The 16,266-nt window shown below is 37.7% G+C and carries 11 protein-coding genes and 1 other RNA gene; 6 read left to right on the top strand and 6 right to left on the bottom strand.

All coding sequences use genetic code 11. From position 1 onward, the window contains the following. Positions 1-31: 31 nt before the first annotated feature. Positions 32-703 (bottom strand): thioredoxin family protein, encoded by a 672-nt coding sequence (locus tag FBR08_RS12140; RefSeq protein WP_158962957.1) that lies wholly within the window; start codon positions 701-703, stop codon positions 32-34. Positions 704-714: 11 nt separating this feature from the next. Beyond that, entirely contained in the window at positions 715-1,215 is a 501-nt protein-coding gene (locus FBR08_RS12135; protein WP_158962956.1) for a TlpA family protein disulfide reductase, read from the bottom strand. A 166-nt stretch (positions 1,216-1,381) separates the two neighbouring features. Here FBR08_RS12135 and FBR08_RS12130 point away from each other — a divergent pair, with 166 nt between their 5' ends. Beyond that, positions 1,382-1,618, top strand: a complete 237-nt coding sequence (locus tag FBR08_RS12130; protein ID WP_158962955.1) for a hypothetical protein — start codon at positions 1,382-1,384, stop codon at positions 1,616-1,618. Positions 1,619-1,630: 12 nt separating this feature from the next. Here FBR08_RS12130 and FBR08_RS12125 read toward each other — a convergent pair whose 3' ends face one another. Further along, positions 1,631-1,951 (bottom strand): DUF6787 family protein, encoded by a 321-nt coding sequence (locus tag FBR08_RS12125; protein ID WP_158962954.1) that lies wholly within the window; start codon positions 1,949-1,951, stop codon positions 1,631-1,633. A gap of 102 nt (positions 1,952-2,053) precedes the next feature. After that, a complete protein-coding gene (locus tag FBR08_RS12120; protein ID WP_158962953.1) occupies positions 2,054-3,079 on the bottom strand; it encodes a threonine aldolase family protein in 1,026 nt (341 codons plus the stop codon). A gap of 46 nt (positions 3,080-3,125) precedes the next feature. Here FBR08_RS12120 and prfB point away from each other — a divergent pair. Further along, positions 3,126-4,221 (top strand): peptide chain release factor 2 gene (gene prfB, locus FBR08_RS12115; RefSeq protein WP_158962952.1). Its coding sequence is split into 2 segments (ribosomal slippage): positions 3,126-3,188 and positions 3,190-4,221, totalling 1,095 coding nucleotides; the frame shifts between segments, so codons are not numbered across the junction. 161 nt (positions 4,222-4,382) lie between these two features. Here prfB and FBR08_RS12110 read toward each other — a convergent pair. After that, positions 4,383-5,150, bottom strand: a complete 768-nt coding sequence (locus FBR08_RS12110; RefSeq protein WP_158962951.1) for an XRE family transcriptional regulator — start codon at positions 5,148-5,150, stop codon at positions 4,383-4,385. Positions 5,151-5,233: 83 nt separating this feature from the next. Here FBR08_RS12110 and dinB point away from each other — a divergent pair, with 83 nt between their 5' ends. Together dinB and FBR08_RS12100 are read left to right on the top strand one after the other, a co-directional pair. Next, positions 5,234-6,391 (top strand): DNA polymerase IV, encoded by a 1,158-nt coding sequence (gene dinB, locus FBR08_RS12105; RefSeq protein WP_158962950.1) that lies wholly within the window; start codon positions 5,234-5,236, stop codon positions 6,389-6,391. A 2-nt stretch (positions 6,392-6,393) separates the two neighbouring features. Beyond that, entirely contained in the window at positions 6,394-9,333 is a 2,940-nt protein-coding gene (locus FBR08_RS12100) for a DNA polymerase III subunit alpha (protein ID WP_158962949.1), read from the top strand. Positions 9,334-10,085: 752 nt separating this feature from the next. Here FBR08_RS12100 and ffs read toward each other — a convergent pair. Beyond that, positions 10,086-10,184, bottom strand: an RNA gene (gene ffs, locus FBR08_RS12095) — signal recognition particle sRNA small type. A gap of 88 nt (positions 10,185-10,272) precedes the next feature. Here ffs and FBR08_RS12090 point away from each other — a divergent pair. Together FBR08_RS12090 and FBR08_RS12085 are read left to right on the top strand one after the other, a co-directional pair. Beyond that, positions 10,273-11,349, top strand: coding sequence for a glutaminyl-peptide cyclotransferase (locus FBR08_RS12090; protein ID WP_158962948.1), 1,077 nt, complete (start codon positions 10,273-10,275; stop codon positions 11,347-11,349). Positions 11,350-11,936: 587 nt separating this feature from the next. Then, positions 11,937-16,259 carry a T9SS type B sorting domain-containing protein gene (locus tag FBR08_RS12085; protein WP_158962947.1) on the top strand — a complete coding sequence of 1,441 codons (4,323 nt, stop codon included), beginning with the start codon at positions 11,937-11,939 and terminating at the stop codon, positions 16,257-16,259. Positions 16,260-16,266 lie beyond the last annotated feature (7 nt).

The raw sequence follows: 16,266 nt of genomic DNA, 5'->3' as shown, positions 1-16,266 counted from the left end.
GATGAATCGCTACTTCGCTCCGATTTCCGCACTATTTCACTTTAATCGAACATCCAATCGCCACAGTTGTTGTCTGTTCGATTGCTTTTCCCGTTAATAAAGCATCCACGGCTTTTTCTACATATTTATCCGACACTTTTGTTGCATCTTCATAATTATCATCAATCGCTCCGATATACTTCACTATTAGCTTTCCATCTTCTTTTTGCAACACATAAACATGTGGTGTTTTCGTTGCTCCATATTGTGGGTAGATTTTTTGTCCTTCATCCAACAAATAAGGAAATGTAAATCCTTTTTCCTTCGCTCTTATCTTCATCAATTCCAATCCGTCTTCGGGTTGAACGACAGGATCATTGGGATTAATAGCTACGACAGGATATCCCAATCCTTTGTATTTTTGATCTAAAGCGACAATACGCTCCTCATACGCCTGGGCATATGGACAGTGATTACACGTAAAAATAACGATATACCCTTTTGCCTCAGCCATACTAGCCAAACTGTGTTTTTGCCCATCTGTTCCAATTAAACTAAAATCAGTTGCCACCTCTCCAATCTTATACCCTAAAACCTCTTTAAAGTCGTTTACAGGCTCAATTACCTCTTCTATTGGATCAATAGCTTCTATTTTATTTGCGTCTTTCTTACAAGCGATAAAAGCAACACTACACAGCATTGCGAAACAAATTTTTTTCAACATAATTCTATGGTTTATTGGATTAATTTTTTGAGTTCTTCCTCGGTTACTATTCCCTCGTGGAAATAAATTTGTTTCCCATTTTTATAGATTGCGGTTGCGGGAATGGCTCCACTCCACGTTTTATCAATGGCGGGAATCCATTCGTTCATGCGCTTCACATCGGCCAACAAAACCACCGGAGGTGTTAATTGATGTTCAGCAATAAAAGGTTTCACTTTTGTTTCAAAATCACTGGAGCGATCCAAACTAACCAAAACCATTTCAAAATCAGTTCGCTCTTTATTTTCATTGTACACCTGTACAAAATCCGGAAGCTCTTTGACACAAGGCACACACCAAGTTGCCCAAAAATTCACGACGTACATTTTATCATCTTGATGATTTACCGCCTCTAAAAGTACATGATAATCTTCGATTACTCCTTCTAATGCAAAAGGTGTTGATTTTGTATTTTCTTGTTTACAACTTAGTGTCAGCAAGAAAAGTAAAACTAGTGTTAGGTATTTGTTCATGGAATTTGTACTTGTTTAAACAAATATAATTTTTTTTTGTCAGTTGTGATGTTGTTAGAGGAGAGTGATATACTGGGTGTAATAACGAGCGTTGAGTGACGGATGCAGCCTATCTCACGGAGTTACTATTTTATCTCACTGGAACTATATTTTATTTTGGTATTCGATGAATCTTCACTACGTTTCGATTTTCACTTCGTTGGGATTTGTTTTAGAATTAAAGGTAAGAACTTTCTTTAATCGAAAATTCTTACAACCTCACAAAGAACAACCTCACGAAGAACAACCTCACGAAGAACAACCTCACGAAGAACAACCTCACGAAGAACAACCTCACAACACTTCACAAAAAAACCACTCCTATAAAGGAATGGTTGTGTTATTATTGATGAACTTCCGTTAACTGTTAACCAATCTATTCTTTTGCTTTTCCTTTGGGATAAATAAATCCTAACCCCACGCGCGTCAACATTTTTTTCACGAAGTTCCAGAAGAATTCGCGTTGACCAAATAAAGTACCAATACATATTAGGATAACTTTATACATGGGAAAAATAATTAAAACATACAACACCCAATATAGCACAGGGTGTGTCAATCCTCGCTCTATTCCTAAATACGTTAAGATAGGTTTCGAAATGAACGCAGCTGTGGAGCCCGTAATTGCAAATACAACTAATATGATTACAACTTGAAAATTAGAAGTAAGTCCCCAACGTTGCTTTAACTTTTCCATTTATTTATTTTAAATCTAAACAAAAGTAGTTCTTTTTTGAGTAGTAAAAAACTAATTTTTACTTAAATATAAAAGCCACTCGGAGAATGGCTTTTTATCTTTTTACAGTTCAATTTGATTCAGTGTTTCCAATACATATTCATGCATTACTTCACGATAATCGAGATGCGTAACGATGCGCAACCATCCTTTTCCGATTTCGCTAATCAAGATATTCTTTTGTTTGAGTTTATCTAAAAAGGGTTTAATATTCGCATCATCTTCCAATCGGAATACCAAGATATTCGTTTGCACAGGCAAGATTTCTTTCACCCATGTTTTTTTATTGAGTAACATTTCAATTTGCTTAGCGCGATAGTGGTCGCGTTGTAGTCGACTCACGTTATTTTTTAGTGCAAATAAGGCTGCAGACGTTAGGTACCCCGTTTGTCTCATCCCTCCTCCCATTACTTTTCGCAAGCGAATAGCGCGTTGGATCAGTTCTTTAGACCCTAAAAGCACAGAGCCAACAGGAGCCCCCAAACTCTTGGAAAAACAGACAGAAATAGTATCGAACAGAGCACCAAATTGCGTTGGATGCTGAGATTTAGCTACTAAAGCATTCCACAAACGAGCTCCATCCAAGTGTAATTTTATAGTACGTGCTTCACAGACTTCTTTAATGCGTTCGATTTCACTCAACTCATAGCAAGCGCCCCCTCCCATATTGGTTGTATTTTCCAAACAAACCAATTTAGTGATTGGCAAATGTATATTAGTAGGATCTGTATAGTGATAGAGCACATCTTCTGCAGTAATTCGCCCGCGATCTCCATCAACTAAGGCACTACTTACGCCGTGATTTACCGCAGCTCCTCCTCCTTCAAATTGATAAATATGTGAACTTCGATCACAAATTAATTGATCTCCAGGCTGTGTGTGTAATTTGATAGCAACTTGATTAGCCATAGTTCCCGAGGGGAAAAACAAAGCAGCTTCCATCCCAAACAACTCAGCTACAGCCGCTTCTAGTTCATTGGTACTACCATCTTGTTTATAAACATCATCTCCTACTCTTGCTTTTAACATATAATTCAACATTTCGGGAGTAGGCTTTGTAATTGTATCGCTAATTAAATTAATTTCCATAAATCGGCAGGAATAAGTATTTTTGCATGTAAAAGTATTAAAAATTATGGTAACCACAGAACAACAAAAGGACATTATTGATCGCCTTGGTGCGTTAAGGAGGTATCTTTGACGTCGATAAGAAGTTAATTGAGATCGCCAATGAGGAGGAAAAAACATTTGCTCCTGACTTTTGGAATAATTCAAAAGAGGCGGAAATTATTGTAAAAAATCTAAAATCCAAGAAAAAATGGATTGAGGATTACGAACAAGCCAAAAATTATTTGGAGGAACTTCAGGTATTAATTGAATTTTACAACGCCAAAGAAGTAACGGAGGATGAAGTTGTCGAGCAATATAAAAATACGCTGGAGTTAATTGAGAATTTGGAATTCAAGAACATGTTATCGGACGAAGGAGATAATATGAGTGCTGTCTTGCAAATCACAGCTGGTGCGGGTGGAACGGAGAGTTGCGATTGGGCTGCTATGTTGATGCGTATGTACATCATGTGGTCTGAGAACAGCGGTTATAAAGTAAAAGAGCTCAACTACCAAGCAGGTGAGGTTGCGGGAGTAAAAACCGTTACCTTAGAAATTGAAGGAGAGTTTGCCTTTGGTTATTTAAAAGGAGAAAATGGGGTACATCGTTTAGTTCGCATCTCCCCTTTTGACAGTAATGCCAAACGCCATACTTCTTTTGCCTCGGTTTACGTGTATCCGCTAGCTGATGACACTATTGAAATCGAAATCAGTCCTTCAGATATTTCTTGGGAAACGATGCGCTCTAGTGGTGCAGGTGGGCAAAACGTAAACAAAGTAGAAACTGCGGTTCGTTTGCGACACCATCCAACGGGTATTATCATTGAAAATTCTGAAACGCGTTCTCAGTTAGATAATAAAATCAAAGCCATGCAGCTCTTAAAATCTCAACTTTACGAAATTGAGTTGAAGAAAAAACAAGCCATGCGCGATGAGATTGAAGCCAATAAGAAAAAAATTGAATGGGGATCGCAAATTCGAAACTACGTCATGCATCCGTATAAATTAGTCAAAGACGTACGTACAGGCCAGGAAACAACCGATGTTGATTCAGTCATGGACGGTGAAATTGACGCTTTCTTAAAAGCGTATCTCATGATGATGGGACAACAAGAAGAATAAACAAAAAAGGTGCTAATCGAAAAGGTTGAGCACCTTTTTTGTCGTTTGTTGTTTGTTGTTTGTTGTTTGAAATCTCACCACCTCACCATCTCCCACCTCACCATCTCCCACCTAACACCTCCCAACTAACACCTCCCAACTAACATCACCCAACGAACACCTCAATTCACCTTCTTCATCACATCTTTCAGCATGTGGCGGATTTCTTGGAACATCGCTTTCGTATCTGCTTCTCCCAGATCTTCGGGTTTAAATTCTTCCGTAGCTATACTACAGGCATATTCCCAAATTTCCAATATATCATGGGCCTTAATGCGATAAGGTTCATAGAACGTATTGTCTGAATGCAATTCATAGGTTTCTTGATCAATGCGATACACGCGTTTATACACTACTCCTTCATTCGCCGTCATAACAATATAGGTTCGCCCATTGCGGATATACGCTAATTGTTCGACATAACTACCTATAATAAATGACCCTTCTTGGTGAGGGGGCATCGAATCTCCCTCAATGGGAAAAGCTCTGTATTTACCTTCTCGTAAAAAAGGCAAAGAAATCTGATCGAGGTTCTGAATAAATTCTGGATCTGCATAACCGGATAAGTATCCAGCTCGAGCTTTATGCGGAATAATTTCAATAAAATTATTCCCATTAGGATCAACCATAATAGGCAATAAGATGCGATTATCCTCTAATTTTAATAAATCCTGCATAGGCACCTTTCTCAAATCAACCGAAATGAGTAAATCTACACTCACGTGAAAATAACGAGAGATTTTCAACAAAACTTCCAAAGGAGGTTCAGAGGCACCTTCTTCATATTTTGAATAACGGGCACGTGTAATGAGTAGTGCATCCGCTACTTTTTGCTGAGACAATTCCTTCTGTGCTCGTAAATACCTGATGTTATCTGATAAGTATGACATTTGCTATTATTTATAGCATCAAATATACTAATAATTGCTAACATACGTAGTAAGTTTGTTTAAAATAATTTAATTTCAGGAAGATGCAGCGCGCTATTGTACATTTAGATTTGGACAGTTTTTTTGTTTCTTGTGAGCGGTTAACCAATCGACAACTCACTGGTATTCCCCTTATTATAGGCGGAGGAGATCGCGGTGTAGTATCGAGCTGTTCGTATGAAGCTCGCGCCTTTGGTGTGCGTTCTGCTATGCCAATTCGCATGGCCCTGCGTTTGTGTCCACAGGCCAAAATTATCAAGGGTGACATGGAATTATACAGCAAAATGTCGGCGGAAGTAACGGAAATTATCGCTGAAAAAGCCCCGGTAATGGAAAAAGCGAGTATTGATGAATTCTACCTCGATTTGACGGGAATGGATCGATTTTACAGCATCAATCAATGGACTTCTGAATTAGCCGCAACCATTCAAAAGGAAACACACCTCCCCTTGAGTTATGCCTTATCTATCAATAAAACCGTATCGAAGATGGGAACCAATGAAGCTAAACCGTCAGGTGCGCTTGTTATTTCCGAAAGAGAAGTAAAACCATTTCTCAATCCGTTATCGATTCGAAAAATCCCTATGTTAGGACAAGCTACTTATGATTCCTTAGCTCGTTTGGGGATTCGAACTATTGAGACGCTCTCCGCTATGCCTTCGGAAATCTTGTTTCAATTATTGGGAAAAAATGGGTTAGATCTTTGGAGAAAAGCCAACGGTATTGATTGCTCTCCGGTAGAACCTTATCGAGAACGCAAATCCATCTCTGTAGAGCATACATTTGCTCAAGATACCATGGATATAATTTTGCTAAAAACGACTTTATTGGGTATGGTAGAACGCCTCGCTTTTCAGTTGCGTTCGGAAGGCTGGTTGACTTCTGTTGTCTCGGTAAAAATTCGCTATACAAATTTCGATACAGAGACCAAACAGTGCAAAATCCTCCATACTTCAGCGGATCACCTCCTCAATGCCTATGTGTTGGACTTATTCGAGAAACATTACCAACGGCGTATGCGCTTGCGGTTAATTGGCATCAATTTCAGCGGCTTAGTCCGCGGAAGTTATCAGATCAATTTATTTGAAGATTCACAAGAAATCATGGCGCTTTATCAAGCCATGGATTACATCAAAAAACAATACGGCATGCAGGCAGTTCACCGTTGCTCTAGTGCCATACTAAAATCAAAACAGAAATAGCTATGTTGTTAAATTGTCATTCTTACTACAGTTTGCGCTTTGGCACTATTCCCCTAGCGCAATTGGTTAATGCTGCTAAAGATTTAAAAATTACCGCATTAGCCCTTACAGATATTCACACTTTTTATGGTGTATATGACTTCATTCGCCTTTGTCAACAAGTGGGTATCCATCCTCTTATTGGGGCTGAATTTCGCGTGGATCAACAGCTGCAATATATCGGAATTGCCAAAAGTCAAGCTGGTTTCACTGAGATGAATGAATATATTACACATCACAATAAAACCAAACAGCCTTTTCCAAAAAAAGCGCCTGCTTTTGAAGATGTATTTGTTATTTATCCACTAGAGAACTGCCCTCCTACCCTTGCTGATCACGAATATATTGGCGTTAAGCTCAATCAACGCAATGTACTGTATCAGGAACACTGGAAGCAACGGATACACAAAATGGTCATTCTTCATCCTGTGACACTCCTACAACCGGAAGATTATGAATTACACCGCATCCTTCAAGCCATTGATCAAAATACGCTCTTGAGTAAATTAGACCCCAATACTTGTGCTGCTCCAAATGAAATGTTAGTAGCAGAAGAAGAATTGTATCGTCATTTTGAATCATTTCCCGAGTTAATTGCCAACACCCAAAAAATAGTAACAGAAGCTAACTTTGCATTTACTTTCAAAAAAAGTAGAAATAAACGGTGTTTTACCGACAGTAAAGCTAGTGATTTACAATTGCTAACGTCTCTTGCACAAGAGGGATTGACCCGTATTTATGGTGGCGAACACGAGCAGGCAAAACAGCGTTTACAAAAGGAATTAGACGTGATCGAAAAATTGTCTTTTGCCAGTTATTTTTTAATTATTTGGGATATTATCACCTACAGTACCCAACGTGGTTTTATGCATATTGGACGTGGAAGCGGTGCTAATAGCTTAGTAGGCTATTGCATCGGCATTACGAATGTATGTCCCTTAGAACTCGATTTGTACTTCGAGCGATTCCTGAATGTCAATCGAAAATCTCCACCAGATTTTGATATTGATTGGTCCTGGACGGACCGCGATGCTATTATCGACTATATTTTTGAAACGTATGGAGCAGAACACGTGGCCTTTTGTGGAGCCATGTCTACCTTCAAAAAGCGTTCTATTGTAAGAGAAATTGGCAAAGTATTCGGTTTAGCTAAAGAGGAACTCGATCAGCTGAATAACCGCTATAATCCCAGCAACGACAATAATTCTATCGTACAACTGATTCACCAGTATGGTCAAAAACTAGAAGGTTTTCCCAATCAACGTACCATGCACGCTTGTGGAATGATCATTTCAGAAGAGCCAATTACGCATTTTACCGCTTTGGATTATCCTCCCAAAGGCTATGCTGTAGCTCAATTTGACATGCATATTGCAGAGGATATTGGTTTTGAAAAATTCGATATTCTCAGTCAGCGCGGCATTGGGCACATCAATGAAACAGTAGAACTAATTGAACAAAACCAACAAATCACCCTTGATATTCGAGATATTTCGCTTTCCAAAAATGAAGCAAAATCCAACACCTACTTACAAGCAGGTAACACCATAGGGTGTTTCTATATTGAAAGTCCCGCTATGCGAGGATTATTGAGAAAATTAAAGTGTAATGATTATAAAACATTAGTAGCAGCTTCTTCTATTATTAGACCTGGAGTTGCCCAAAGTGGTATGATGCAAGAATATATTTTTAGACATAACAACCCCCATCAATTTGACTACTTTCACGAAGTATTCCAAGATCAATTGGGAGAAACCTATGGGATCATGGTTTACCAAGAGGATGTAATTAAAATTGCCCTTCACTACGGGGGCTTACCCGCAGAAGATGGCGATATCCTTCGCCGTGCCATGAGTGGGAAAAATCGTTCAAAAGAGGGACTACAAGCCGTACGTGAACGCTTTCTTACCTTGTGTGAAGCAAAGGGACATCCCCAAGCACAGAGTGAAGAAATTTACCGCCAAATCGAATCTTTTGCAGGATATTCTTTCTGTAAAGCGCATTCCGCCTCTTATGCCATTGAAAGTTATCAAAGCCTGTATCTAAAAGCACATTATCCCTTGGAGTTTATTGTCGCTGTAATCAACAACCAAGGGGGATTCTATCGCACTGAAGTCTATGTACACGAAGCTAAAATGTCGGGCGCCCGTGTATTTCCTCCTTGTATCAACCGCAGCAATCAAGGAGCAACCTTGAGAAAACGAGATATTTTCTTAGGTTTTCAATTGGTCAAAAATTTAAATACGGCTTTAATCGAAACGATAGTAACAGAACGTCAACAACAGGGAAATTACACCTCCTTAGCCGATTTTATTCAACGTGTAAACATCCCGCTGGATGCTTTAGAAACGCTTATTTTTATTGGTGCCTTTCAATTCACCGGACTCCAAAAGAACGAATTGCTCATTCAAGCTAAATTATTGTACAATAAAAATAAATCCAATCCCACGTGGCAATTGTTACAAGAACCGATAAAGACCTTTACTTTTCCTCAGATGAAGCGAACCAAAGTAGAGGATGCCTTTGATGAATTAGAATACCTGGGTTTTCCCGTTACCTCAAGTCCGTTCGACTTATTACAAACGAAATTTAGAGGCGAAATCACCACCAAGGACTTCCTATATCACAAAGATAAAACGACGCGTCTAGTGGGCTATTTAATCGCCTTAAAGCCGATTCAAATCAAAAGTGGAGTAATGTATTTCGGTACGTGGATTGACTCCAATGGAGACTATTTCGACAGCGTACACTTTCCGCATAGCTTACAACAATATCCTTTTCAAGGAAGTGGATGCTATTTGTTGTTGGGAGATATTCAAATTGAATACGACGTGCCAACGCTACATATGCTCAAAATGGCGAAACTTCCGTATAGGGCAGATCCGAGATATGTGAATAGTTGACGGTGAACTGTTAACAGTTATCGGTTATCAGATGAATTTTCTGATTTAAGGATCTATTTTCTTTAATCGATAATCTGGTGAAAAAGCAACTTGCGAAAAAGCGAAAAAACAAACCTAAAGGTTTACGGTTATCAGATGAATTTTCCGATTTAAGGATCTATTTTCTTTAATCGATAATCTGATGAAAAAGCAACTTGCGAAAAAGCGAAAAAACAAACCTAAAGGTTTACGGTTATCAGATGAATTTTCCGATTTAAGGATCTATTTTCTTTAATCGATAATCTGACGAAAAAGCAACTTGCGAAAAAGCGAAAAAACAAACCTAAAGGTTTACGGTTATCAGATGAATTTTCCGATTTAAGGATCTATTTTCTTTAATCGATAATCTGATGAAAAAGCAACTTGCGAAAAAGCGAAAAAACAAACCTAAAGGTTTACGGTTATCAGATGAATTTTCCGATTTAAGGATCTATTTTCTTTAATCGATAATCTAACGAAAAAGCAACTTGCGAAAAAGCGAAAAAACAAACCTAAAGGTTTACGGTTATCAGATGAATTTTCCGATTTAAGGATCTGTTTTCTTTAATCGATAATCTGACGAAAAAGCAACTTGCGAAAGAGCAAATCGAATCCAAAAGAATCTCGTAGGGGGCAAATGGTCATTTGCCTTATATATTGAAAAATTGACAAAAAAGAAGTCCATTATTTTTAGACAAAAAAAAATCCCCTAGAAAGGAGATCACATAAGAAAAAAATGGCAAGCTACCTACATCGCACCGCTACAACCACATACCTTTGCTGCGTTCCCACCCTGGAGGATTCTGCAGGAGCTGGTCGTGTAGGACTTGCCAGTGCAAATATACAACCATTTTATATTTTTCCAAGTGTTTACAACTATTATAATAACTTTTGTATATTGTAATAAAATTAAAATGACCAATGAAAAGATCTAACATGCTTATACCCTTAGCCTTATCTTTTGCTATTTTCAGCTGTTCTGATAAAAATAATTTAGAAAAAAATGTAATTTCTTTAAATACAACCGAATTAAAACAGGTTTACAACGATAAAGAGGCTATAAAGTTAAGCTTAAACCTCGCGCCAAACACCGAGCTTGACTCTGTCGTTTATCATTTAAACGATATTCGTTTAGGAGCCGTAAAGGGAAATGAAGTACTAACAGCTCCTTTAAAAGGACAAAAATTTGGCCAATATGTAATCAAGGGAACGGCTTATAAGAATAAAGAAAGTATCGACGTTTCTTCTCATGTAACTCTTCTTTCTTCCGTGGCTCCTCAAATGCTTAATTACACCATTGTCAATACCATTCCACATGATATCAAAGCCTATACCCAAGGACTGGAATTCCACAACGGAATCTTATTTGAAAGTACGGGTAATGGAGAAGGAATAGGAACAGGAACCAAAGGCGTATCCAGTGTACGTCAAATCAATCCTAAAACAGGTGAGGTAATCAAAATTAAAGAACTCCCTGCTGAAATATTTGGCGAAGGTTGTACGATTCTCAACAACAAGTTGTACCAATTGACCTATAAAAACAATGAGGCTTATGTGTACAATCCCGATACATTCGAGAAAATTGCCACAATCCCGTACTTCAAAAAAACAGAGGGCTGGGGCTTGTGTAACGACGGTACTCACCTCTATATGACAGATGGTTCTGAAAAGATTTACAAATTAAATCCGGATACTTTTGAAAAAATAGACGAAGTAGCCATCGCCACACAAAAGAGTCTTATACCGCAAGTCAATGAATTAGAATGGGTAAATGGCAAAATTTACGCCAATTTCTACGGACAAAGTGCAGTAGCAGTTATTGATCCAATAACTGGAGCTGTAGAAGGTGTCCTAGATCTTACACAACTCTTCGATTTTGTGGAAAGACACCCTGATTTAGATGTATTGAACGGTATTGCGTACAACGCTAAAACAGATACGTTTTTCGTTACAGGAAAAAACTGGAATAAAATGTTTGAAATTAAGATTATTAAATAGGGAAAGAAGAGAGAGGAAAAGGGTGAATTTCTCAAATGAAAATACTTCATTCTTTACATAACCTATTTCATCACATAATAAAAGAGGATCGTCATGAATGGCGATCCTCTTTTTTTCATTTTTGCTTTTTTGCCTTTTTGTAAAGTTGTGAGATTCTAGTTTAAAAGATAGAATATACTTACTTCAGAAAATTCACTCTCCTTTTGGTTTTTTTGTTTTTTTGTGAAGTTGTTAGATTCTAGTTTACAAGAAAGTATTTCCTTCCTACAGAAAACTCATTCGCATTTTTGTTTTTTCGCATTTTTGTGAAGTTGTTAGATTCTAGACTAAAAGAAAAACTTCCTTACTTCAGAGAATTCACTCTTCTTTCTCCTTTATCTCACCTATTTTATATTGGTTTTAGTGTTCGATGAATCTTCACTACGTTACGATTTCTTCTCTCCTCTTTCTTCTTTCCTCTTTCTTCTTTCCTCTTTAACCTTTATTAACCTAAAACAAGACCATAAAAACACACCAAATAAAAAACAATACTCATTTAAATTATTTTTTACATTATATTTATATAATTTTATTTAAAAAATGTAAAAATGATTAAAAACAAAAAACATAGAGTACTTTTTTTAACTACTATTTTAACATTCGTTTTTATTCCAATTCTAGTTTTATCTTTAAATAAGACAAACGAATATACCGTACTGAATCAAACACTAAACGAAACAGAGGACTTGGATTGTACACAACCCTTTACCTCTTTCCCATTTATAGAATATTTTACTTCTAATAGTGAATCGGTTTCTTGCTGGTCTGTTGCTAGCCCAATCACCAGCAGAGTTACATGGAAAATAGATTCTCCAACCGCTGATCCAGCAACCGGTAGAAACTCAGCTAATATTCTAATCAACAATGATCTCACTCAACGAGAAGATGCCTGGTTAATTTCTCCAAAAGTAAAACTAACCGGAAATCAACGCCTTCGCTTTTTATATAAAATAGCTGGCGCTACTCAGGATCAACCTACACCCAGTCGTTTTGCCCAATTCAATTTCAAAGTATTGCTTTCTACTACAGGACCGTTAGAAGAATATTTTACACATGAGCTTTTTTCTGTCGATCACTTTGATGCTTATGGAGGTCCTTATCAAGAAATTGTTGTTGACTTAAAAGACAATAACAATCAAGCTTTTACTGGTGATATCAATCTAGCCTTTCGAGTAGTAGATAACAGAAGTGACAACTGCAGGTTTATCATCACCAATGTCATTATCGAAGATATTCCACCAACACAATCTGTGGTGACTCCCGTCAATCTTCCTTATTTTACCGACTTTGAAAATGAGTCTTCCTTTGCTTTTATCCATGACGACACCAATGCTTGGCATATTGGTACCGCTACGAATAATGGTGGAAACAAATCCTTATACATATCTAATAATCAAGGACAAACCAATACCTACATCACAACAAAAGAACAAGTATCTTACACCTATATTCCATTTAATGTTCCACGAGATATCACTGCATTCTACCTTGATTTCGATGCCCGTGTCTTGGGTGAAGTAAGCAAAGATATACTCAAAATATATGTTATTCCTCCTACAAATGCTCTCATTCCTAGAGTCCCGATAGAAAACCGTTTAATTATTAACCCTGGTGGTATTTTCCCCCAGTCATTTACTATACATAGTAATGAATTTACCCCTTTCTCTATCGAAGTAGATACTGCTTTTCTATCTTCAGGTGGTATATTCTCTCACTTTTATCCTTGGGGTAGCTCCGTATTATACCTTATTTTTGAATGGCGTAATGATCATGAACAGGGTGAACAACCTCCTATTGCCATTGATAACTTAAACATCAGCTACTCTAATTGCCTAAATTCTGATGCAGCAATTACGGCTGTTACACCTACTACAGCTCAAATCAGTTCAGCGGATCTTGCCTCTACCTATGATTTAATAATCACACCTTCTATTACTCGTTTAAATTTAAATCAAAATAGCACACCAACTCAGGTTGGTGTAACATTTCCTTACCAAATTGAAAATTTAACACCGAATACTATTTATACCGTTTACTATCGAAAAATATGTGCGAATGGAAATAAAAGTCCTTGGTATAGTGCGCGAATATATACCGAACAAGTCCCAGCCTCTCTCCCTTATTTTGAAGATTTTGAAGGAGAGAATAACTGGCTTCCAACGAATAGTCCACCCTTAACTCAACCAGGAAATCACTGGATTATAAGCAATGTCATAAGTAGAACGGGGAATAAATCCTTGCATATCGCCAACGACATCACTCCCAACTACAACTATTCCGCTTTACTAGATCACTGGACGAGTACGCATAGGGATATTTTAATTCCTGAAGACGCTCTTGAAATAGAGGTATCTTTTGATTATCACGTAGGGGGAAGAATGATAAACAATCTCCCTAAAGATTACTTTAAACTGAGTTACTCCGCCATGGGATCTAATACCCGAACGGATATTGGTCAACCCTATTATCTCAATTCAAATGGATGGCAAACAGAATCCTTTGTAGTCAATGCAAGTCAATGGCAAGGTCGAGTGATGCGCTTGCATTTCCAATGGTTCACTGGGTTAAACTTCCCTAGTCAGCCTCCAATTGCCATTGACAATTTAAAAATAAAGGTAACAGACTGCTTAAGTCCTACGGATTTACAAGCAAACTTCATCAATCAAAATACAGCTGTTGAGCTTTCTTGGACCCCTCAAGGGGGAGCTACCCAATGGGAAGTTTTTATTACAGAACAAGGTCAAGCACCTCCTACAGAAACAAGCACGGGGATTTTAGTGGATAATGACCCTGTGCTGCAAGTAGAAAACCCTATAGAAGGACGTTACTATACTTACTATGTCCGCTCAAGGTGTGAAAACCGAGTAGACGGTAAAAGTATTTGGTCTATCCCTAAAACCTATGGTTATTTCAATACATATAGCTGTGCTGACCTTCAAGCAAGCAAAGTCGATTTACCTCAAAATGAAAACAACCAATACATTTTATGTGGTAAAGAAACGCATAAACAAACACTTACTATTGACTATGCACAAGCAAGAAAAACGGATGACTATGTAATTGAGTCGATCCCTTTTAGTCCTCCCTATCCCTTTTTTGGAGCAGAAACAACTGAGCTAAGTGCAGCAAACACTTGGTCTTCTGTCATTGATTTAGGTTTTGATTTTTGTTTCTATGGTCAAACGTATAACAAGGCTTTACTATCACCTAATGGAGCGATTACGTTTAGCATAGCGGGTACCACAACAAATGGAAGATATACACCAAACAGCAATGCCCCCCTGGTGTTAAATCAACCGATTCCAAATGCTAGTACGGGAAGCGAAGCTCCTTATCTCAATGCGATATTTGGTGCCTTGCAAGCTATTGACACTACACAAGCTATTGCAGATTATTCGATTAACTACAACACATACGGCGAATATCCTTGTCGTTCATTTGTTTTTAATTTATATCAAGTACCTCTAGCAGAGCAGGATCCAATATCAGTGTATTTTGAGGATTTACAGACCATCCAAGTAGTCTTATATGAAGGAACTAATAGCATCGAGATGTACCTAAAAAACAAACCTTTAGTAATAGCAGATGATAGCAATACAAATATCAACAGTTTACTCGGTATGCAAAATAGCGATGGAACCTTAGCCCATGTACCCTATCAACGCAATACAAACCAATGGAGTACTACTGAAGAAGCTTGGCGATTTATTCCTCACGGCGAGTCGAGTGTGGATTTTAAGTGGTACAAAGATGGAGTAGTTTATTCTACTGATAAAGAAATTACTATTTCAGTAGAGGAAACTGTTAACTATACAGCACGAGTTACGTATACCTCTTGTCAAGGATCTGATCGCATACTAGAACGCGTATATAGCTTTATCAAAGATGATATTACCTTACCTCCTTTACCTGATTTCTATACCTGTAGCACAACTACAGAAGGCGAAGTTGCTATTGAAATCGATTCACATAAAGCAGCGATAGCAGCCACTTTACAAACAATTGAAGACTTTGATTTTCAAGTAGAGTATTACCTTGACCCTGAACTAACACAGCCCTTACCAAGTTCTTTACTGGTTCAAAATAGCCGAACAGTTTATGTCAAAATCACAAATCTTAATACAAAATGTATAAAGACCGGCTCATTTGAAGTTATTCGTCAACTGCCGATAAAAATGAGTCAGTTGGAGCATATCGAAGCTTGTAGTCAATACATTCTACCTCAACTAAAAGAGAACGAGGCTTATTTCAGTGCGCCTCAAGGACAAGGAAGAAAGTTCAAAAGCGGAGACCGCTATGATATTTTAGGACTGTCAACCTTGTATATTTACCTTGAAAATAGCGAACACGATTGCATCAGTGAAACTTCATTCTCTCTCCTACTACATCCTGAAATAGAAGTGGATTATATAGAAGATCAAGTAGTACAATGTAAGAATTTCATCCTCCCTCCACTCAGAGTAAATAATCACTATTACACAGAGTCTAATGGTCAGGGAATTGAATTATTTGCAGGAACAGAAATAACAAGTAGTACAACCTTGTATATCTACGCAAAAGACGATACAACAGATCTAGGGTGTACCAATGAACATTCCTTCACAATTCAATACAAGGATTGTCCTATTCCAAAAGGTTTCTCTCCTAATGGAGATGGAAACAACGATACGTTTGATTTGACATACCATCAAGTTGAATCCATCAAAATATACAATCGAAATGGTTTGGAAGTGTATCGCCATGGCAAGGGATATACCAAACAATGGGATGGAAAAGACAAATCAGGTAAGGTTTTACCAGCAGGTACTTACTTCTATATCCTTGAAAGTGACGGAAAAACAAAAAGTGGATGGGTACAACTTAGTTATTAAAATACCC

Source organism: Myroides fluvii, assembly GCF_009792295.1.
Classification (GTDB): domain Bacteria; phylum Bacteroidota; class Bacteroidia; order Flavobacteriales; family Flavobacteriaceae; genus Flavobacterium; species Flavobacterium fluvii_A.
The sequence above is the reverse complement of the archived record's forward strand: the minus strand, read 5'-3'. Positions and strand labels throughout refer to the sequence as shown.

Excerpts from the sequence above, each read along its gene's own strand:
- FBR08_RS12110 (WP_158962951.1), bottom strand. The coding sequence starts at position 5,150 with ATGTCATACTTATCAGATAACATCAGGTATTTACGAGCACAGAAGGAA.
- FBR08_RS12140 (WP_158962957.1), bottom strand. The coding sequence starts at position 703 with ATGTTGAAAAAAATTTGTTTCGCAATGCTGTGTAGTGTTGCTTTTATC.
- FBR08_RS12125 (WP_158962954.1), bottom strand. The coding sequence starts at position 1,951 with ATGGAAAAGTTAAAGCAACGTTGGGGACTTACTTCTAATTTTCAAGTT.
- FBR08_RS12100 (WP_158962949.1), top strand. The coding sequence starts at position 6,394 with ATGTTGTTAAATTGTCATTCTTACTACAGTTTGCGCTTTGGCACTATT.
- FBR08_RS12120 (WP_158962953.1), bottom strand. The coding sequence starts at position 3,079 with ATGGAAATTAATTTAATTAGCGATACAATTACAAAGCCTACTCCCGAA.
- FBR08_RS12090 (WP_158962948.1), top strand. The coding sequence starts at position 10,273 with ATGAAAAGATCTAACATGCTTATACCCTTAGCCTTATCTTTTGCTATT.
- FBR08_RS12085 (WP_158962947.1), top strand. The coding sequence starts at position 11,937 with ATGATTAAAAACAAAAAACATAGAGTACTTTTTTTAACTACTATTTTA.
- dinB (WP_158962950.1), top strand. The coding sequence starts at position 5,234 with ATGCAGCGCGCTATTGTACATTTAGATTTGGACAGTTTTTTTGTTTCT.
- FBR08_RS12130 (WP_158962955.1), top strand. The coding sequence starts at position 1,382 with ATGAATCTTCACTACGTTTCGATTTTCACTTCGTTGGGATTTGTTTTA.
- FBR08_RS12135 (WP_158962956.1), bottom strand. The coding sequence starts at position 1,215 with ATGAACAAATACCTAACACTAGTTTTACTTTTCTTGCTGACACTAAGT.